General features: G+C 63.0%; 16 protein-coding genes and 1 riboswitch. Of the genes, 8 read left to right on the top strand and 8 right to left on the bottom strand.

All coding sequences use genetic code 11. The annotated features are described in order from the left end of the window. Nucleotides 1-154 precede the first annotated feature (154 nt). Complete coding sequence (locus JWR51_RS22315) at nt 155-1,228, bottom strand: putative urea ABC transporter substrate-binding protein (RefSeq protein ID WP_299753042.1); 1,074 nt, start codon at nt 1,226-1,228, stop codon at nt 155-157. A gap of 73 nt (nt 1,229-1,301) precedes the next feature. Further along, nucleotides 1,302-1,410: riboswitch (guanidine-I (ykkC/yxkD leader) on the bottom strand. A 473-nt stretch (nt 1,411-1,883) separates the two neighbouring features. Here JWR51_RS22315 and JWR51_RS22310 point away from each other — a divergent pair. The 8 genes from JWR51_RS22310 to JWR51_RS22275 all read left to right on the top strand — a co-directional run bounded on the left by JWR51_RS22310 (nt 1,884) and on the right by JWR51_RS22275 (nt 9,157). Continuing rightward, nucleotides 1,884-2,987 carry a BMP family ABC transporter substrate-binding protein gene (locus JWR51_RS22310; protein WP_299753040.1) on the top strand — a complete coding sequence of 368 codons (1,104 nt, stop codon included), beginning with the start codon at nt 1,884-1,886 and terminating at the stop codon, nt 2,985-2,987. A gap of 160 nt (nt 2,988-3,147) precedes the next feature. Beyond that, nucleotides 3,148-4,257 carry an ABC transporter permease gene (locus JWR51_RS22305; RefSeq protein WP_299753038.1) on the top strand — a complete coding sequence of 370 codons (1,110 nt, stop codon included), beginning with the start codon at nt 3,148-3,150 and terminating at the stop codon, nt 4,255-4,257. Beyond that, nucleotides 4,257-5,174, top strand: coding sequence for an ABC transporter permease (locus JWR51_RS22300; protein WP_299753129.1), 918 nt, complete (start codon nt 4,257-4,259; stop codon nt 5,172-5,174). The genes JWR51_RS22305 and JWR51_RS22300 overlap by 1 nt, the downstream gene beginning before the upstream one ends. A gap of 8 nt (nt 5,175-5,182) precedes the next feature. After that, nucleotides 5,183-5,905 (top strand): isochorismatase family cysteine hydrolase, encoded by a 723-nt coding sequence (locus JWR51_RS22295; RefSeq protein ID WP_299753036.1) that lies wholly within the window; start codon nt 5,183-5,185, stop codon nt 5,903-5,905. Further along, entirely contained in the window at nt 5,902-7,440 is a 1,539-nt protein-coding gene (locus JWR51_RS22290; RefSeq protein ID WP_299753034.1) for an ABC transporter ATP-binding protein, read from the top strand. The genes JWR51_RS22295 and JWR51_RS22290 overlap by 4 nt, the downstream gene beginning before the upstream one ends. Next, nucleotides 7,440-8,114, top strand: a complete 675-nt coding sequence (locus JWR51_RS22285; RefSeq protein ID WP_299753032.1) for an isochorismatase family cysteine hydrolase — start codon at nt 7,440-7,442, stop codon at nt 8,112-8,114. The genes JWR51_RS22290 and JWR51_RS22285 overlap by 1 nt, the downstream gene beginning before the upstream one ends. Then, nucleotides 8,111-8,491, top strand: coding sequence for an oxalurate catabolism protein HpxZ (gene hpxZ, locus JWR51_RS22280; RefSeq protein ID WP_299753030.1), 381 nt, complete (start codon nt 8,111-8,113; stop codon nt 8,489-8,491). Before JWR51_RS22285 ends, hpxZ begins: the two co-directional genes overlap by 4 nt. A gap of 12 nt (nt 8,492-8,503) precedes the next feature. Further along, complete coding sequence (locus tag JWR51_RS22275; protein ID WP_299753028.1) at nt 8,504-9,157, top strand: GntR family transcriptional regulator; 654 nt, start codon at nt 8,504-8,506, stop codon at nt 9,155-9,157. A gap of 146 nt (nt 9,158-9,303) precedes the next feature. On the opposite strand, the gene JWR51_RS22270 is transcribed toward JWR51_RS22275, so the two are convergent. The 7 genes from JWR51_RS22270 to JWR51_RS22240 all read right to left on the bottom strand — a co-directional run. After that, nucleotides 9,304-10,275 (bottom strand): ABC transporter permease, encoded by a 972-nt coding sequence (locus tag JWR51_RS22270; RefSeq protein ID WP_299753026.1) that lies wholly within the window; start codon nt 10,273-10,275, stop codon nt 9,304-9,306. Further along, nucleotides 10,272-11,222 (bottom strand): ABC transporter permease, encoded by a 951-nt coding sequence (locus JWR51_RS22265; RefSeq protein ID WP_299753024.1) that lies wholly within the window; start codon nt 11,220-11,222, stop codon nt 10,272-10,274. Before JWR51_RS22265 ends, JWR51_RS22270 begins: the two co-directional genes overlap by 4 nt. Further along, nucleotides 11,215-12,720 carry a sugar ABC transporter ATP-binding protein gene (locus JWR51_RS22260; RefSeq protein ID WP_299753022.1) on the bottom strand — a complete coding sequence of 502 codons (1,506 nt, stop codon included), beginning with the start codon at nt 12,718-12,720 and terminating at the stop codon, nt 11,215-11,217. The genes JWR51_RS22265 and JWR51_RS22260 overlap by 8 nt, the downstream gene beginning before the upstream one ends. A gap of 65 nt (nt 12,721-12,785) precedes the next feature. Beyond that, nucleotides 12,786-13,838 carry a substrate-binding domain-containing protein gene (locus tag JWR51_RS22255; protein WP_299753019.1) on the bottom strand — a complete coding sequence of 351 codons (1,053 nt, stop codon included), beginning with the start codon at nt 13,836-13,838 and terminating at the stop codon, nt 12,786-12,788. Nucleotides 13,839-14,377: 539 nt separating this feature from the next. Continuing rightward, nucleotides 14,378-15,382 carry a methyltransferase gene (locus JWR51_RS22250; protein ID WP_299753017.1) on the bottom strand — a complete coding sequence of 335 codons (1,005 nt, stop codon included), beginning with the start codon at nt 15,380-15,382 and terminating at the stop codon, nt 14,378-14,380. Nucleotides 15,383-15,723: 341 nt separating this feature from the next. Beyond that, complete coding sequence (locus JWR51_RS22245) at nt 15,724-18,021, bottom strand: Tex family protein (protein ID WP_299753015.1); 2,298 nt, start codon at nt 18,019-18,021, stop codon at nt 15,724-15,726. A 164-nt stretch (nt 18,022-18,185) separates the two neighbouring features. Next, on the bottom strand, nt 18,186-18,472 hold a 287-nt coding region (locus JWR51_RS22240; RefSeq protein WP_299753013.1), incomplete at its 5' end, for an aldehyde dehydrogenase family protein.

Genomic DNA, 18,472 nt, shown 5'->3' with positions numbered 1-18,472 from the left:
GGGTGCTCGGATGGTTGGTAAAGTGGAAGCGACCCCTCATCCGCCCTTCGGGCACCTTCTCCCACAAGGGGAGAAGGGGATGGAACCGAGAGATCGCAGTCGACCCCTTCTCCCCTCGTGGGAGGAGGTGGCGCGTAGCGCCGGATGAGGGGGCCTATAGCGTCCCCGCCGCTGCAGCCGACATATACTCATCGGTAAACCGCAGCTTCACGTTGGCGGCGTCGCCCAGCACTTTCCCATCGGGCAGTTCGATGCCGATGACATCGGCGGAGGGGGCGCCGGAGCCGAGCAGGCCCTTGTCGAACAGGAAGGTGCGCACTTTGTCCATCGTGGTGGCGAGATCCGGTGACGACGTGAACGCCACCGCGTCGGCGGGCTTGTCGAACAGCTTCGTCGCCGCGAGCTGGGCTTCGAAGCCGGCGAGATCGGTGCCCGAAGCCACGCCCATGGCGGTGCGGGCGGCGGCGCCTTCAGGTGTGTCGGCGGTCATGACGGCCATGGTGTCATACCAGATGCCGGCCAGGGCCTTGCCGAAGTTTGGATTGTCCTTGAGCACGTCGGTATTGGCGACCATCATGTCGATGATTTCGCCAGGGATCTTGGTGCTGTCGAACACATTGGTGGCGCTGGGCAGAGCCAGGATTTCTGAGACCATCGGATTCCAGGTGACCATGGCAGTGACGTCGGGCGTCTGGAAGGCGCCGACCATGTCGGGGTCCGAGGTGTTGACGACGTTGACGTCGCGTTCGCTCATGCCGGCGCTTTCGAGGGCGCGGGCGAGGAGGTAATGGCTGACCGAGAATTCGACGAGGTTGACCGGCTGGCCCTTGATATCGGCGAGGCTGGTCTTGTCCTTGAGGATGACCGCGTCATTGCCGTTGGAGAAGTCGCCGATGATGACGGCGGTGGTATCGACGCCGCCGGCGGCGGGGATGGAGAGGCCATCCATATTGGTCAGCGTGACAGCGTCATAGGCGCCGGCAGTGTATTGGTTCATCGACTCGACGTAGTCGTTGAACTGGGTGACCTCGATGGTGATGCCGTATTTGTCGGCCCATTTTTTGACGATGCCGGTGTCGCTGGCATAGCCCCAGGGCATCCAGCCGACATAGATCGACCAGGCCACCTTGAAATTGGTCTTGGCCTGCGCCTGAGCGAGGCTGGTCATGCCGCCCGCAAGGGCCGCTGAAAGCGCCAGCGTGGCGGCGATTTTGGAAAGAATGCGCATCTCAATTCCCCTTTGCGTGTCTCACAAAAAAGGGATCGGCAGAAACCATCGCGCCAATCCCTTGGCTATCGAGGTCTCCCGGGCTTTTGTCCCGCCGTGCGTCCATGCGGATGTCTCCCGCATGGTGGTAGCTCTCGGACCAGACGCGTTCAGCGAACGCCGGAACCCTAGCTCCTTACTCGGCCTACACTGAGCAAGCGGCGTGCCAAAATCAAAATAAAGTAAAATCAATGGGTTAGGGTTCCTGCGCTTATGCGTCATGTGCAAAAAGTGGGCGTAAGCGCCGGCTTTGGATAAATTTTAGGCAGTGGCCCGTTGAGCCTGCCGCCAGCGGCATCGGCGGTTTCGCTGGCCAAATCTGGCGGCTGGGACTGCGTCCTCGGCGTCGATCGAGAGCGTTGCGGGCGACGATCGAGCCATTGTATGCAATGCGTAAAATAATGGGCATAAATTGAGCAGATATTGGCGACGTGTAGAATTTATAGGCAAACGCGACCGGTATTCGAATCCCACGCTGCGACGGTCATTTCGTTAAGTCTTTGTTAAATCGGCGATTCCGGCATGGGGAAAGCCCGGCCCGGCTTGGCATGTGGCTTGCATTATCCCTTGGTGACGCCGCCCGCAGCGGGCGCGTTCTCGGTGCAGGGAGCTCGTCATGTCGTTTCTACCATTATCTCGCCGTTCGTTGCTGAAGGCCGGCGCTGCTGGTCTGGCTGCGGCGGCTCTGCCCATGGGCTTCGCCCGGGCGCAATCGCCCGTTACCATCGGCGCCGTCTATGTCGGTCCGCGTGACGATTTCGGCTGGAACCAGGCTCACTCGGTGGCCATGGAAATCCTCAAGGGCGTGCCGGGCGTCACCGTGGTCGAGGAAGAGAACGTTCCCGAGACCGACGCCGTTACGCAGTCGATGGAGTCGATGATCAACCTCGACGGTGCCAATCTGATCCTGGCCACCTCGTTCGGCTATTATAGCCCCTTCGTGGTGGAGCTGGCAAAGAAGTACCCCGATGTCGAATTCCGTCATGCCGCGCCGCTGTGGAAGGATACCGATCCCAAGAATGCCGGCAGCTACTTTCCTTACTTGAACCAGGCCCATTACGTGAACGGCGTCGCCGCCGGGCTGGCCTCGCCGACCGGCAAGATCGGCTTCGTCGCCGCCAAGCCGATCCCCTCGGTGCTGTCCAATATCAACTCGGTGCTGCTCGGTGCCCGCTCGACCAATCCCAATGCCACGGTGCAGGTGATCTTCACCGGCGAGTGGAGCCTGCCGGTGCGCGAGGCCGAGGCGACCAATGCGCTGGTGGACGCCGGTTGCGACGTCATCACCTGCCATGTCGATAGCCCCAAGGTCGTCATCGAGACCGCCGAGGGCCGGGGCGTCAAGACGCTGGGCCATAATGCTTCGCAGGCACCATTGGCGCCCAAGGGCTTCATCACTGGCGCCGAGTATAAGTGGGAAACCATCTACAAGGGCTACGCCGACAATATCGCCAAGGGTGAGCCGCTGCCGAACTTCATGGTCGGTGGCTACAATAACGACATGCTGCGCAACACCGCCTATGGCGCCGGCGCGACGCCCGAAGCGATCAAGGCCGCCGACGCGGCGATCGCCGAACTGGTCAAGGGCACACCGATCTATGCCGGCTCGCTCAAGGACAACACCGGCAAGGTCGTGATCGACAAGAGCTACGACAACTACGACCCTTTCCTCGATGGCATGAACTACCTGCTCGAAGGCGTGCAGGGCTCGCTGACTTAAGAGCTTGCGCGGAGTCCCTTCTCCCCTTGCGGGAGAAGGGACTGCGGAGCAGACGGATGAGGGGTCTGCGATCTCAAATACCCCGCATCCGCCCTTCGGGCACCTTCTCCCGCAAGGGGAGAAGGGTAACGACTGAATGTCGTGAGGGAATGGAGAGAACATGACGGTACAAACCGCCGGACCCGCCTATGTCACCCGCGCACCCAATGTGCGCAGCCTCAAGCTGGCCGAGTCGTTCTTCATTCCAATCGCGGCGCTGGTGGTTTCGGCGCTGCTGTTCTCTGTGTTCCTGCTGATCATCGGCAAATCGCCGGTCGACTTCTTCGCGCTGGTGTGGACCGGTGGGTTCGGCTCTAGCTTCTCGTTCCAGAACACCTTGCAGCGTTCGGCGCCGCTGGTGCTGACCGGCTTGGCTTTCGCCGTGCCGGCGCGGATCGGGCTGACCATCATTGGCGGGGAGGGCGCTTTGGTGCTCGGTGGTTTCGCTGCCGCAGCCGTTGCCATTCCGCTGGTAACCAATGGCGTGCCGCCGTTCCTCACCTTGCCGCTGATGGCCATTGCAGCCATGGCGACGGGTGGGTTCTGGATCGGGCTGGCCGGGTGGCTGCGGCACTATCGCGGCGTGAACGAGACCATCTCGTCGCTGCTGCTGAGCTATATCGCCATCGCGATTATGAACTTCTTCGTCGAAGGGGCGCTGCGCGATCCAGCTTCGGCCAACAAGCCATCCACCATGCCGATCGGCGACGCCTATCGCGTCGGCGCCATGCCGTTCACTGATGTACATTGGGGGCTCGGCGCAGGCGTGTTGCTGGCGATCGTGCTTTACATCTTGATGTCGCGCACCACGTTCGGCTTCGCCGCGCGGATGACCGGCGGCAATCCGCGCGCTGCCTTGGCACAGGGGCTCCCGGTGGGCTTCCTCGTCGTCACGTGCTGCGTCATTGCCGGCGCCTGCGCGGGGCTGGGGGGCTTCTTCGAAGTCGCCGCCATCCATGGCCAGGCCAACGCCTCGCTGGTGGCAGGCTATGGTTTCACAGGCATCCTCGTCGCCTTCCTCGCGCGGCATAATCCGCTGGCGGTTGTTCCCGTCGCCATCCTGTTCGGTGCCATCGCGGCCGCGGGCGGGCTGGTGCAACGGCGTATGGGCATGCCCGACGCCACCGTGCTGGTGCTGCAGGGCATCATCTTTGTGGTTCTGCTGACTAGCGAGACCATGTATGGCCGCCTCAAATTCTTCCAGCCGGGCACGGGAGCCGATCGAACATGATGGAAAGCGCATTCGTCACCGTTCTCATCGCCATGCTGGGCGGCGCCATCCGGGTTTCGACGCCGTTCATGTTCGTCGGCCTGGGCGAGTGCCTCACCGAGAAATCCGGCCGCATCAATCTGGGGCTGGAGGGCAACCTGGTGCTCGGCGCCATGGTCGCTTACGCGGTCAGTTACCTCTCGGGCAATCCGTGGGTCGGCGTGCTTGCGGCAGGTGGCTCCGGCCTCGTGCTGGGCGCGCTGCATGGCTACATCTGCAAGCTACCCAAGGTGAACGACATCGCCGTCGGCATCGCCATCATGAGCTTTGGCACTGGCACCGCGTTCTTCTTTGGCAAGCCGTTCATCCAGCCGACGGCGCCACGGCTCGACGCCATCCATCTCGGCGACTGGACCGGCAACGCGGCGCTGGCGCAGGCGCTGCAGGTCAATCCGCTATTTTTCGTGGGTATCATCCTCGCGGTGGCGATGAGCTGGGCATTCGCCAATACGCGCTGGGGCCTGATCGTGCGCATGACCGGCGATAGTGCCGCCTCGGCCCGCGCCATGGGCGTGTCGGTCGATCTGGTGCGGTTCCTGACTACGGCGGCGGGCGGCTTTCTTGCTGGCGTCGGCGGGGCCTTCCTGTCGCTCTACTATCCCGGAAGCTGGAACCAGGGCCTGTCATCGGGCCAAGGCCTGATGGCGGTGGCGCTGGTGATCTTCGCGCGCTGGGACCCGATCCGCTGCATCTGGGCCGCGCTGCTGTTCGGCGCGGCGGGCGCCATCGGCCCCTCGCTGCAATCGATCGGCATTTCGCAGGGCTATTACTTCTTCAATGCCGCCCCCTACATCCTCACGCTCTTCATCATGATCGCCTCGGCCCGTAGCAAGGGGGCTGCGCGCGAGGTGCCGGGCGAACTTTCGATCACCAAATGAGGCTCTCCATGTCCCTCCTCGATGAACGTATCGAAGACGCGCTGGTCCCCGGCGGCACTACCATCGCGGCCGATCCCTATCCCTGGCCGTTCGACGGCAATTGGGGGGCGCATAATACCGCGCTGATCGTTATCGACATGCAGGTCGATTTCTGCGCGCCGGGCGGTTACGTCGATACCATGGGTTATGACATCAGCCTGACCCGCGCTCCGATCGTCCCGATCCAGGCGGTGCTCGCCGGCATGCGAGCGAAGGGCTATCCCATCATCCACACGCGTGAGGGCCATAAGCCGGACCTCAGTGATCTGCCGCCGAACAAGCGCTGGCGGTCCCAGCGCATTGGTGCCGGCATCGGCGATCAGGGGCCTGCTGGGCGCATCCTGGTGCGGGGCGAGCCGGGCTGGGAAATCATTCCGGAACTGCAGCCGGAGCCGGGTGAAGCGATCATCGACAAGCCGGGCAAGGGCACCTTCATCGCCACCGATTTCGAACTGGTGCTGCGTCTCAAGGGCATTCGCAACCTGGTGTTCGCCGGGGTGACCACCGACGTGTGTGTGCACACCACCATGCGCGACGCCAATGATCGCGGCTATGAATGCCTGCTGCTGGAAGATTGCTGCGCAGCGACCAAGCTGGAGAACCATCTGGCGGCGATCGACATGATCAAGATGCAGGGCGGCGTGTTCGGCGCGGTGACCGATAGTGCAACCTTTCTTGAGGCGCTGCCATGAACGCTGCCGCACCAATCCTCACCACCGGTCGCGCGCCCTCGCTGCAAGCCGTGGGGATGACCAAGATTTTCGGGCCGCTAGTGGCGCTCGACGATGTGTCGATCGATGTTCCGGCCGGCTCGTTCCACGCGCTGCTCGGTGAAAATGGCGCCGGCAAGTCGACGCTGGTGAAATCGATCATGGGGTTCTATTCGCCCGACAAGGGACGCGTGCTGCTCGATGGCAAGGAGGTGTCGATCAAGTCGCCGCGAGACGCGCGGGCCAATGGCATCGGCATGGTCTACCAGCATTTCACCCTGGTGCCCTGTCTGACGGCGGCGGAAAATCTGGTGATTTCGCGCGCCGATGCCCCCTCGATCATCGATTGGGCCAAGGAGAAAAAGGCGCTCGCCGCCTTCATGGAGCAGATGCCGTTCAAGGTGCCGCTCGATGCGCAGGTGTCGTCGCTCTCGGCCGGTGAAAAGCAGAAGCTGGAAATTCTCAAGCTGCTCTACCTCGATCAGCGCTTCATGATCCTGGATGAGCCCACCTCGGTCCTGACCCCGGGAGAGGCCGACGAAATGTTGGGCCTGTTGGGCGACATGGCAGCCAAGAAGGAGATCACCGTATTGATGATCTCGCACAAGTTCCGCGAGGTGAAGTCGTTTTGCGATGGCTTCACCGTGTTGCGCCGGGGCAAGTTCACCGGCTCGGGCGATGCCCAGTCTGCCAGCGTCGCCGAAATGAGCCAGATGATGATCGGCGATACCGAGGTGCGCGAGCGCGCAGCGCGCCGCGTGCACAATGAGAACCGCGAAGTGCTCGAACTGGCCGGGCTTTTCGCCCAGGACCTCGACGGCGCCGACGTCATCCATGCCGTCAATCTCAAGGTCAATGCGGGCGAGATCGTCGGCATTGCCGGGGTGTCGGGCAATGGTCAAAGCGCACTGGTCGAGGCGCTGGCCGGGCAGCGCGCATTGAGCGATGGCGCTATCCGCATTCACGGCCAGGCCTTCGAGCCCAAGCGGGCCAGCTTCGACAAGTTCAAGGTGTTCGGCCTACCCGAGGAGCCGCTCAAGAACGCCACCGTGCCGCGCATGAGCGTGGCGGAAAACCTGGCCTTCCGTGCTTTCGACAAGCCGCCGGTGGCCAAGCTCGGCTGGTGGATGTCGCCAGGCCCGATGCGCAGCAAGGCCGAGGAACTGATCGCGCTCTACCGCATCAAGACCACCTCGCCCGACGCGCCGATCGAGACGCTGTCCGGCGGCAATGTGCAGCGGGCCGTGCTGGCGCGCGAACTGTCGGGCGATGTGGATGTGCTGATCGTCGCCAATCCGTGCTTCGGGCTGGATTTCGCCTCGGTCTCGGAAATCCGCAGCCAGATCATGGAGCAGCGCAATAGAGGGGCGGCGGTGCTGCTGGTCAGCGAGGACCTGGATGAGATCCTGGAATTGGCCGACCGGGTGGCGGTGATGAGTGGGGGCACGATCAACTATATCTCGCGCATCGAGGACACCGACCGCAATGTCATCGGCCAGCATATGGCGGGGCATTGATGATCGATATTCCTGCCCGCCCTTACCCCTATCCACTCGATCCGGCCCACACCGCTCTTGTGGTGATCGACATGCAGCGCGACTTCATCGAGCCCGGCGGTTTCGGCGACAGCCTGGGCAATGACGTGGCCCGGCTCGAAGCTATTGTCCCGACAGTTGCGGGGTTGATCGAGGTGTTCCGCCAGCAAGGCTGGCCGGTGATTCACACCCGCGAGGCGCATAAGCCGGACCTTTCCGATTGCCCGCCATCCAAGATCGCGCGCGGCAATCCGAGCCTGCATATCGGGGAGGTCGGCGCCATGGGCCGGCTACTGGTGGCGGGCGAGCCGGGCAATCAGATCGTGGCGGCCTTGGCGCCCATCGAAGGCGAGATCGTCATCGACAAGCCGGGGAAGGGCATGTTCTGGGCCACCGGTGTTCACGAGACGCTGCAGGCCATAGGGATCACCCATCTGGTGTTTGCCGGCGTGACCACGGAGGTGTGCGTGCAGACCTCAATGCGCGAGGCCAATGATCGCGGCTATGAGTGCTTGCTGATCGAGGATGCTACCGAAAGCTATTTCGCCCAGTTCAAGGCGGCAACGATCGAGATGATCGCGGCGCAGGGCGGCATTGTCGGCTGGGTGGCACCGCTGGCGGCGTTACAGGGCGCTTTGGCGCGGCGGGCAGCATGATCATCAACGATCCAGCGATTGTCGCCGAAGTCACCGACGCGTTCGAGCGCTATGAGCGGGCGTTGCTGGCCAACGATGCGGCGGTGCTCGATGCCATGTTTGTCACCAGCGACGCGACCGTGCGCTACGGCGTTGCCGAAAACCAATATGGCATCGACGAGATACGCTCGTTCCGGGCGGCGCAGCGGCCATTCACCCGCACGCTGGATCGGCTGGTTATCACCACATACGGACCCGACGTTGCCACGGCGTCGACGCTGTTCTACCGCGACGACTTTCCTGGCCAGGTTGGTCGGCAGATGCAGACCTGGATCAAGCAGGACGGGCGCTGGCGTGTCGCGGCGGCGCATGTGAGCATGATGGCTACCCAAGCCTGACAGGTTTTGAGCGTGCACCAGCGTACCCCTCGCACATCGGCGGAAGACATCAGGCAGAAACTGGCCGACAGCATCATCTGTGGCGATCTCGCCCCGGGCACGGCGCTGGACGAAACGAGCCTCGCCAATGCCTTCGCCGTCTCACGCACACCGGTGCGCGAAGCGCTGCGCCTGTTGGCGGCCAGCGGGCTGGTGCAGCAAAAGCCACACACCCAGGCCCTGGTCGCCAAGCCCGATGCCGCGACGCTGGCGGGCATGTTCGAGGTCATGGGCTATCTTGAAGCGCTCTGCGCGGGGTTGAGCGCCATTGCGATGACGGCGCCGGAGCGGGATGCGCTGGACCGCCAGCACACCATGATGGCGGCCGACGTTCGCGCTGGAAATGCGGCCGGTTACAGCCAGGCCAATGACGGGTTTCACAGCGCCATCTATGACGGGGCGCACAACGCCTATCTGGGCGAGCTGACGCGATCGACGCGCCAGCGCTTGCAGCCATTTCGGCGGGCGCAATTTGGCATGCTGGAGCGCCTGCTGCGATCCCACCAGGAGCATGGACTGATCGTCGAGGCGATCCTGCAGGGCGACCGGAATGGCGCCGAGAACGCGATGCGAGCCCATATCGCCATCGTCGAAGATGCCTATCGCCAACTGACGCACACCGGTTAGCCGGCGGGTGATGGGCCGGATCGCCGATGGCGAAGCGATGCCCGGCCATCAGCTAGCCGATAGCGGCGCTGGCAATCTCGTGTGGCGACGATGTCGAGGTTGACGTGAAAGGCAGGGTCCGTGGCGCGGTTGAGCGGTAGGCCATTTCACTCATTGGCGCGGGAGTAGATCGCCAGGACCATAACCAGGAGCGCGCCGTAGGTGATCTGACGCGCAAACTCTGGGAGGCCAAGCATGATCAGGAAACTCTGCAGCACGGTCAGCATCAACGCGCCAGTCATGGTGCCCCAATACGAGCCAGCTCCGCCGGACAGCAGCGTTCCGCCGATCACCACCGCGGCGATGGAGGGCAAGGTATAGGGCTCGCCCAGATTGATAAAAACCGAGCCCGTATAGCCTAGCAGTACGACACCACCCACTGCAGCAAGCAGGCCCGAGGCGGTATAGGTCGCGATGCTGATCGCCCTGGTCCGCATTCCGGCGAGCCGTGCCGCGCGGGCATTGGCGCCGTAGGCATAAATGGATTTGCCATAGGGGCTGCGGGTCAGGAAGATGTGCAGGGCGATGCCAAGCGCCAGCCACAACAGAACTGTGCCCGGCACTCCGGCGATCCATGGCTGGGTGACAAAGGCGGTCAGGCCCTGATTTTCGGTCCCGGTTGGACGGCCTCCAGTCACGACAAGGACGGCGCCCTTGACCACGCCCGCCATGCCCAATGTCATCATCAATGGCTGTAGCCCCAGCCCGGCAATGCCGAGCCCGTTCAGAAAACCCACCAGGGCCCCGGCGCCAAGCGCGAGCACAATCGCCAATGACAGGCCGATGGTGCCGTTAAGCGCGAATACGATGATGGCCGCCACAGTAACAATGGAGCCAACCGACAGGTCGATCCCCTCGTTGCCGGCAAGGATCACCAGGGTCTGACCGGCACTGATGAAGCCCAAAAAGGCGGCGATCCGGAGCAGCGAAACCAGCTGGCTGGGCTGAGCAAAGCCCGGTGTCATCGCCTGCCCGACGACCAGCATCAGCAGGGTGAAAATGGCGATGATGGCAATCGGATGGGTCAGCCTTTGACCAAGCCGGGTCAATCCATCGGCCACGGGTGCCTGATTGCTCATCGGTTCCTCCAGAGATTGAGGCCTGCGCCGGTTGCCAGCATTCCCAGGATCAGCACGCCGTCGATTAGCGGCTGCCACTGGTAGGGCAGGCCCACTGCGAAAACGAGGTTGCGGAGGACGATCAGCAGCAGCACCCCGGCGATCGTGCCAACATAGGTGGCATTGCCCCCGGTCAGCCTCGTGCCGCCGATCACGACGGCCACGATGGTTGGCAGGGTCAACGACGCCCCGACCAGGGGATCACCCGAAGCAATGTCGGCTGACAGCAGGATTGCGGCGACGCCTGTCAGCAGTCCGGCGACAACGTAGGTCCAGAACTGCACCTTGCCAGTGTCGATGCCGCTATTGGTTGCCGCTATCGGATCGCCGCCTGAGGCGATCAGCTTGCGGAAGGTCGAAGTGCGGGTGAATTGTCCCCAGAACACCCCAGCGATCAGCAATACCAGCACCGGCGCCCAGGGGCCGACGCGCAGCGAGGCCGTCAGCCAGCCCGGCACCGTGCCACCCGGCTGAGGCATGACCCACAGCGCAGAACCCGCCCAAATGAAGGCGGTGGCAAAGGTCGCCACCACCGGTTGTACCCGCAGGCGCGCTACCAACAGTCCATTGATCGTGCCACCCAGTACCGCGACGGCCAGTGCGACCGGAATGGCGACAAGGCTGGACTGCAGAGCCGGGTCGGCGCCGAATAGCCCGACCATGACCGAGGAGGCTAGCGCCAACAGCGCCCCCAGCGACAGGTCTATCCCCCGCGCAGAGACCACCAGCATCTGTCCGACCGCCAGAAACATCAGCGGCAGAGCAGTGCGGATTTGCGCAGCAATATTGGCCGGACGAAAAAAGCCTGGCAGCAGAAACCACAAAACGATGGTGGCAATAGCGAGAACCGAAACCGAGATCGCCCAGTCGGGCAGGGGGCTGCGCCTCTTGACGATGACTTCAGCCAAGATGCACCCCCTTCAACCCGGCGCGGGCGATCTGTTCCGCGGCGATGCCGGGTCCCGCCAGCACCCCGGACAGTTCTCCCTCGCTCATCACCACAATGCGGTCGCAGAGCGCTTCAAGTTCATGCTCTTCGCTGGAATAGACCAGGATGCCCATCCCGGCCTCACGCGCCTTGAACAGCGCCTCGTAGAAATCGGCGCGGGCGCCGACGTCGATTCCCTTGGTCGGGTCATCCAGCAGCAGATATTCCGGGTTGGTGGCCAGCCAGCGTGCCAGCACGGTTTTTTGCGCATTGCCACCTGAGAGCACCCGCACCGGCTGCTCGGGCGAACCTGCTTTTATCTTCAGCTCGGCGATCAGGGTGGCGGTCAGGTTGCGGGCACGGCGCAGGTCAAGCCAGCCCATGCGTGCCAGCCGTTTCCAGGACGCCATCAGGATATTGTCGGCAATCGACAGGATGCGGAACAGCCCATCGGCATTCCGGTCGCCGGGGACGAGTGCAAGGCCGTGACGGAGCGCCTGGGTGGGGTGGGCGATCCGTACTGGCCGGCCGTTGATCCTGTACGCGCTGATGCCGGGATCGCCGCTGAACAGCCCACGCAGCAATTGTGACTGACCCTGGCCCTGCAGACCGGCAAGCCCCAGGATTTCGCCTTTGCGCAGCGAAAGTTCAAAGCCCCTGCCGCGGCGGCCAAGGTCGATCCAGGCCGACAGGTTGGCTGCCTCATCGCCGACGGCAGCTGCGCTACGGACAGTGGTGGCGGCGCGGCGGGATGAGGCGACCATCAGATCGACAACGCGGGCTTCATCCACTTCCGTACGTGGCTGCGAGGCCACGAGCGCGCCGTTGCGCAAGACGCTAATCTGGTCGGCTAGCGCCATTGCTTCGTGCATCCGGTGGGTCACGAGAATGACGCAGCGCCCTTCGGCGCGCCAATTACTGATCAGTTCGGCCATCCGTGCCGCCTGACGCGCATCAAGGCTCGCCGTGGCCTCGTCAAGAATGATGAAGCGCGGATTTTGCGACAGCGCTTTGAGCAGTTCCACGATCTGCCGTGCATCGGGGCCGAGATCTCTCACCAGGACGTCGGGATGGATCGAGGGGGCAACATCGGCAAAGATGCTGACCAGCGCCTCGGAGTCCTGGCGCAGGGTGGCGCGATCGACGCCGAATGCCTTGCGCGGTTCACGGGTGAGCCAGATGTTTTCTTCCACCGTCATGTCGGCGACGAGGCTGGTCTCCTGAAACACTGCCGCAATAGCGGCCTGACGATGCATGATCGAGCGCGATGGCAGGATGGCCTGACCGAGCCGAACCTCGCCGTGATCGGGTTTGACCAGGCCGATCAGCACCTTGGTCAGCGTGGATTTACCTGAGCCGTTGGCCCCCATCAGCGCGTGAACCGTACCGGGCTCAAACCGGACCGAGACGTCCTGGAGCGCTACGGTCGAGCCAAAGCGTCTGGTAATCGATGAAGCAAGCAGTGGGGTTTCGTGCATCGTGACCTCAGGCAGGGATGGGGGCGCAGAAGCGCCCCCAAGAATGTCCGTCAAATCACGGGTGCTTACTTGAACATCGCCTCGACGAGCTCGTCGGGCATTTCGTAATCGATGAAGTAGCTGTCGGGCTTGTCTTCGTTCTCGGTGATGTACTTGTCGAGGGTATCGGCCGTCATCGGCGCGGGGTCCTGCACGAAGATGAAGTTGTGGTTCTCCCCTTCGAGCACACCATCCTTGAATTCGCGGCCCTCGCTGAGCTTGATCGCGATCTTTAGCGCAGTGGTGGCTTCAATGCCCGGTGGGTCGAACACGCCAACCGATTTGAAGTCAGGATTGGTCTGCATGACCTTCTGCCATAGGCGCAGGTAACCCATATTGGTGTCGCCGGTCACAGCTGGCCAAGTCACCGGGTTGGCGGCGACGAGTGCCCGCAATACGCCTTCCGACATCGCGCCGGAAACCCAGATGCCGTCGATCTTGGGCTGAGCCGCGAAGACCGAGGACATGACCTGCTGCGCCTTGACCACATCCCAGTCGCCATTGGCGGTATTCAGCACCTGGAGGTTGGGGTAATCCTTGAGGAAGTTACCCATGGCGCGTACGCGCTCTTCATTGGCCGGCGCGCCCGCCAGACCGTTCAGCATGACGATATCGCCCTGGCCGCCCAGGGTGTCGGCCAGCCAGCGCGCGTGGCCGAGGGCCCAGGATGTCTGGTTGACCATCACGCCATAGACTTGCGGCGCAGTCACCGCCTGGGTGATCGAAAACACCTTCACCCCGGCATCGGTGGCTTCGCTGAGCACCGGGTTCAACGCGGTTTCTGACGACGGGATCACGAACAGCACGTCGACGCCGGAGTTGATCAGGGCGCGAATCTGGCCGATCTGACCCTGAACGTCGGTATTGCCACTTTGCACCAGCAGATCATCGGTAATGCCTTGCGCGACGAATTTCTTATTGGCGGCGTTCAGCGTGTCGAGCAACTGCGACCGCCAAGTGTCCACGTAGGCGTTGGACACACCGATCTTGAGCGCATCGGCATGAGCGAGGGTGGCTGTCAGCGCCACGCAGGCAAACGCGGTAGTCTGCAACAAACGGCGAAAATTGGATAAGTGCAACAGATGTTCCTCCGGCTGTATCTGAAATGGCTGATTGGTCAGGTCTGTCCCGATTTTCTGCCCATTGGTGCCAGTGTGAGCTTAGATCGGCCTACACGGCCTTGTGCAGTTCGCACGCGGCAAACAATCTTCGCAAACTGAAGCACCAGCTGCGCCAGATGTGCGCAGTCTGGCCGACTTCATCAGGTGCGGCAGCGGATCAATTTGATTTCAGGCCATTGGCTGGGAATAAGTTGGTCAAAATTGTCCGCAAGCGTGTTGTCTCGCCAGAGCCGACCCAGTCCGCTGGTCGAGTTGGTACGCTTTGTTGAATTCGTGATGGCTGCCGGCCGGACGCACCACTTCGCAGCCCCAACAGCGTGCCGGGTCATTCGTGTCGGCGCAGCACTCAGCGTTGGCCTCGTCGATGTCTGCTTCGCGCCTCACTCCAGTCGTTAGGCGGGCCGATGCGCTGGAAGCGGACATTTGAGTGCACAGAATCACTTCGCACTGACACCAGGCATTCGCACCGAGTTGGAGCTTTTCTCAATGGAGGGGCCTTAGACAGGCGCGGTTTCGAGCACTACAAATGCGGAGCGCGTGACAATAACCCGGGGCGCACCGTAACCAGCAGCGGCGAGCAGGGCGGTAAATTCGCCAAGCGTTCGCTCCTTCGCACCCGGGAACAAAGCCATCATCTGCATGTCGCCCAGAAGCGTGAGAGCGCTGTTCTTTGCCGGGTCGTCATCGAGCATGCGCTCAATGATCAGCAGCTTGGCGCCCGATTGCATTGCGCGCCGACAATTGCGGAGTATCTGAAGGCAACGCTCGTCGCTCCAATCATGGAGGATTTGAGCCATCGTATAGATGTCGCCACCAGAAGGAACCTCGACAAAGAAGTCGGTAGGTACGAGCTCGCAACGCGAGATGAAAGCGCCCAATGCATCGGTCGCCGCCGCGATCACCGCGCCCTGATCGGCCAGCACGCCAGTTGTCTCGGGGTACCGACGGAGGATTGCAGCCAGGAGGGCGCCATTGCCGCCACCCACATCTACGACCTTGGCGCCGGCAAAATCATAAGCCTCCGCAACCGCTGCGTGCCGATCGTCAGGACTATGCTGCATGAACTGATCGAAGGTCAGAGCCTCGTCGGGATGGTCGCTGAGATAGGCCCAGTTCGTTACGCCGAATGTTGCTTCAAACGCTGCCTCTCCGGTCCGAATAGTCCCTTCCATGCCGCTCCAGGTGCTCCACACGGAGGGCATGCCCCAGAATCGAGCCGCGTAATGAAGAGTTGGAACTGCGTCGCTGCAGAGGTGCCGCGATCGCGTTGTGTGGGTCACGCGTTGCTCTGCATCCACAGCAAAGATACCGAATGCTGCCAGTGCCCTCAGCATTCGGACAAGCTTCTCGGGATGGGCGCTTACATCCCGGGCAAGGTCAGCGACCGGCCGCCCCTCACCGACCCGGTCAGCAACGCCAAGTTGCGCCGCCACGTGGATCATCTGCGCAACTTGCAGGCCACGCATTTGCACGGCAACTTCGAGATAAGAATTATCCTCCACGCCCGCCTCCCGTTCCCAATATTCCGAAAGTATAATGTTCGGCGAACGGGCTGCCAACTAGCTACCTGGCAAAAAACAAACTTCGAACATCTTTGATTACTGGGAATGCTGGGTTTGGGCCCATCCTGGGCATCGGTATCTAAGCTTGGACGTCCGCTTGGCTGCGGCCGCACGCCAAAGGCAGTCACTCCCGGCCCCCAATGCGTCTGCAATGCCCCATCTCGGACAGCCGAAAGCAGAGGTTTATCGTCGCCAAGCGCATCGGGCGAGATATGCCGAGAGCCTCACAAGTCCACAAATCCAGCAGAATACTGGGTGCCTCGCCATACTACGAGTGCGCGCTACTTCTTCTTGCGCATTGCCTCGCCGAGCATGTCGCCCAGGGAGCCGGTGCTGCGGGGGGCTTCCTGTTGTAGGCGCTGGTTGGCGCGGAGGGGCTGGTCGCGGGGCCGCTCGCGCGGGGCGGTGGCGTCGATTTCCCTGCGCATGGTGAGGGCGATGCGCTTGCGGGGCACGTCGACTTCGACGACGCGGACCTTGACCACATCGCCAGCCTTGACGACCTCGTGTGGGTCTTTGACGAACTTGTCCGCCAACTGGGAGACGTGGACCAGCCCGTCCTGATGCACGCCGATATCGACGAAGGCGCCGAAGGCCGCGACGTTGGTCACCGTGCCTTCAAGCATCATGCCGGGCTTGAGATGTTTGATATCATCCACGCCTTCGGCAAAGGTCGCAGTCTTGAAGGCGGGGCGGGGGTCGCGGCCGGGCTTTTCCAGTTCGGCCAGGATGTCGCGCACCGTCGGCAGGCCGAAGCGGTCATCGACGAAGCTGCGCGGATCGAGGCCCGACAGGGCCGACTTGTCGCCCATGATGGTGCGCAGGTCGCGGCCACAGGCAGCGACGATCTTGCGGGCAACGCCATAGGCCTCGGGGTGCACCGAGGAGGCGTCGAGCGGCTCGGTGCCACCGGTAATGCGCAGGAACCCGGCGCTTTGCTCGAAGGTGCGCTGGCCGAGGCGCGGTACTTCGAGCAGTGCCTTGCGGGAGCGGAACGGGCCGTTGGCATCGCGGTGGGTGACGATGGCTTCGGCGACGGACGGGCCAAGGCCCGAAATGCGGGCGAGCAAGGCGGCGGATGCGGTATTGAGGTCCACGCCCACGGCGTTGACGGCGTCTTCCACCACGGCATCGAGCGAGCGGCCGAGGCGGTATTGGTCGAGGTCATGCTGGTATTGCCCGACGCCAATGGCCTTGGGCTCGATCTTGACCAGTTCGGCCAATGGGTCCTGCAAGCGGCGCGCGATGGAGACTGCGCCGCGCAGCGACACGTCGAGATTGGGGAATTCCAGCGCCGCCAGTTCTGACGCCGAATAGACCGATGCCCCGGCTTCCGAGACGATGACCTTGGTGGGTTTCGGCGCGGGCAGGCGCTCGATGAGCTCGGTGACCAGCTTTTCGGTTTCGCGACTGCCCGTGCCATTGCCAATGGCGATCAACTGCACGCCATGCTTTTTGATCAGCGCCTGGATGGCGGCCTGCGAGCCCATGACGTCATTGCGCGGCGGGAAGGGATAGATCGTCTCCGTATCGAGCACCTTGCCGGTAGCATTGATGACCGCGATCTTGACGCCGGTGCGGATGCCTGGATCCAGCCCCATAGTAGTGTGGGCGCCAGCCGGGGCTGCCAGCAGCAGGTCCTTGAGATTGCGGGCGAAGACGCCGATGGCCTCGACTTCGGCACGTTCGCGCAACTCGACCATGAGGTCGATGGAGAGCGTGACGCGAAGGCGGGTGCGCCAGGCCCAGCCAGCAACGTCACGCAGCCATGTGTCGCCCGCGCCATTGCCCTGCGCATTGAGCGCGCCGGCGACAAAGCGCTCGGCAGGCTTGATCGGGTCGGCGACGTCGGCATCGACCTCGATATCGAGGCTGAGAAAGTCCTCGGTGCGGCCGCGCATCATGGCGAGGGCGCGGTGGCCGGCGACCTTGGCCCAACGCTCGGAATGGGCGAAATAGTCGGAGAACTTGGCGCCGGCCTCTTCCTTGCCCTTGAGAACCTTGGCGCTGAGCATGGCCTTGTCGCGCATATAGGCGCGCAGCCGGCCGAGCAGGGCGGCATTTTCCGATAGGCTCTCGACGACGATGTCGCGCGCGCCTTCCAGCGCTTCCTTGGTCCCGGGAACATCCTCGCTGATGTAGCCTTCGGCGAGCCGTTCGGGGACAGCGCTGCGATTGGCCAGGATGGCTTCGGCCAGCGGGCCAAGGCCGCGTTCACGGGCGATTTCCGCCTTGGTACGGCGCTTGGGCTTGAACGGCAGGTAGAAGTCTTCGAGCTCGGCTTTGGTCGTGGCGCCCACGATGGAGGCGGTGAGCTCGCTCGTGAGCTTACCCTGTTCGTCAATCGATTTGAGGATCGCGGCGCGGCGGGCTTCCAGCTCGCGCAGATAGGTCAGCCGCTCAGCCAGCAGACGCAATTGCGTATCATCGAGCCCACCGGTTACTTCCTTGCGGTAGCGCGCGATGAACGGCACCGTTGCGCCGCCATCCAGCAGTTCCACGGCGGCACGCACCTGCTCGGGCCGGGCGGCGACTTCGGTGGCAATCTGGGCGGCAATGCGGGTGTCGAGTGCGGACATGAATCTACTTCTTGGTTCGGCTGGCGCGACCATAGTCGCCTCGGGCCGGGGGCGACACCCGGCGCGGGACGATTTCCTCAACTGTGAAAATGGCGGCGGGCCTGGGCCCAGTGCGAGATCGGAGATTGCTGATGCCTGCTGTCAGCTGCCAGACTGCGACTGCCTCACGCCCCGTATGGAATCCAGACGTTCTTGACCTGGGTGGCCTTGGCGAGGAAGTAGTCCCCCTCGAACAGGCGGTCGGCGAGATCGTAGTACAGCCCGCGGCTGGTCCAGGTCTGCTTGAGATTGGTGATCGAGGCCTTCTCCACCATGGTGGAGGCCTCGGCCGAGCCGGCAAACCACAGCCCATCGACGCCATCATGTTCAGCCAGCGTCTTGGCCAGCGCCACGCTGTCGCCGGTGACGATATTGATCACGCCGGATGGGACATCCGAGGTTTCGATGACCT

Source organism: Devosia sp. (assembly GCF_028290625.1).
Classification (GTDB): domain Bacteria; phylum Pseudomonadota; class Alphaproteobacteria; order Rhizobiales; family Devosiaceae; genus Devosia.
This window is presented reverse-complemented; position numbering and strand designations above follow the sequence as displayed.

Bases quoted from the DNA above. Each gene is read 5' to 3' on its own strand.
- JWR51_RS22315 (WP_299753042.1), bottom strand. From the start codon at position 1,228: ATGCGCATTCTTTCCAAAATCGCCGCCACGCTGGCGCTTTCAGCGGCC.
- JWR51_RS22310 (WP_299753040.1), top strand. From the start codon at position 1,884: ATGTCGTTTCTACCATTATCTCGCCGTTCGTTGCTGAAGGCCGGCGCT.
- JWR51_RS22305 (WP_299753038.1), top strand. From the start codon at position 3,148: ATGACGGTACAAACCGCCGGACCCGCCTATGTCACCCGCGCACCCAAT.
- JWR51_RS22300 (WP_299753129.1), top strand. From the start codon at position 4,257: ATGGAAAGCGCATTCGTCACCGTTCTCATCGCCATGCTGGGCGGCGCC.
- JWR51_RS22295 (WP_299753036.1), top strand. From the start codon at position 5,183: ATGTCCCTCCTCGATGAACGTATCGAAGACGCGCTGGTCCCCGGCGGC.
- JWR51_RS22290 (WP_299753034.1), top strand. From the start codon at position 5,902: ATGAACGCTGCCGCACCAATCCTCACCACCGGTCGCGCGCCCTCGCTG.
- JWR51_RS22285 (WP_299753032.1), top strand. From the start codon at position 7,440: ATGATCGATATTCCTGCCCGCCCTTACCCCTATCCACTCGATCCGGCC.
- hpxZ (WP_299753030.1), top strand. From the start codon at position 8,111: ATGATCATCAACGATCCAGCGATTGTCGCCGAAGTCACCGACGCGTTC.
- JWR51_RS22270 (WP_299753026.1), bottom strand. From the start codon at position 10,275: ATGAGCAATCAGGCACCCGTGGCCGATGGATTGACCCGGCTTGGTCAA.
- JWR51_RS22260 (WP_299753022.1), bottom strand. From the start codon at position 12,720: ATGCACGAAACCCCACTGCTTGCTTCATCGATTACCAGACGCTTTGGC.
- JWR51_RS22245 (WP_299753015.1), bottom strand. From the start codon at position 18,021: ATGTCCGCACTCGACACCCGCATTGCCGCCCAGATTGCCACCGAAGTC.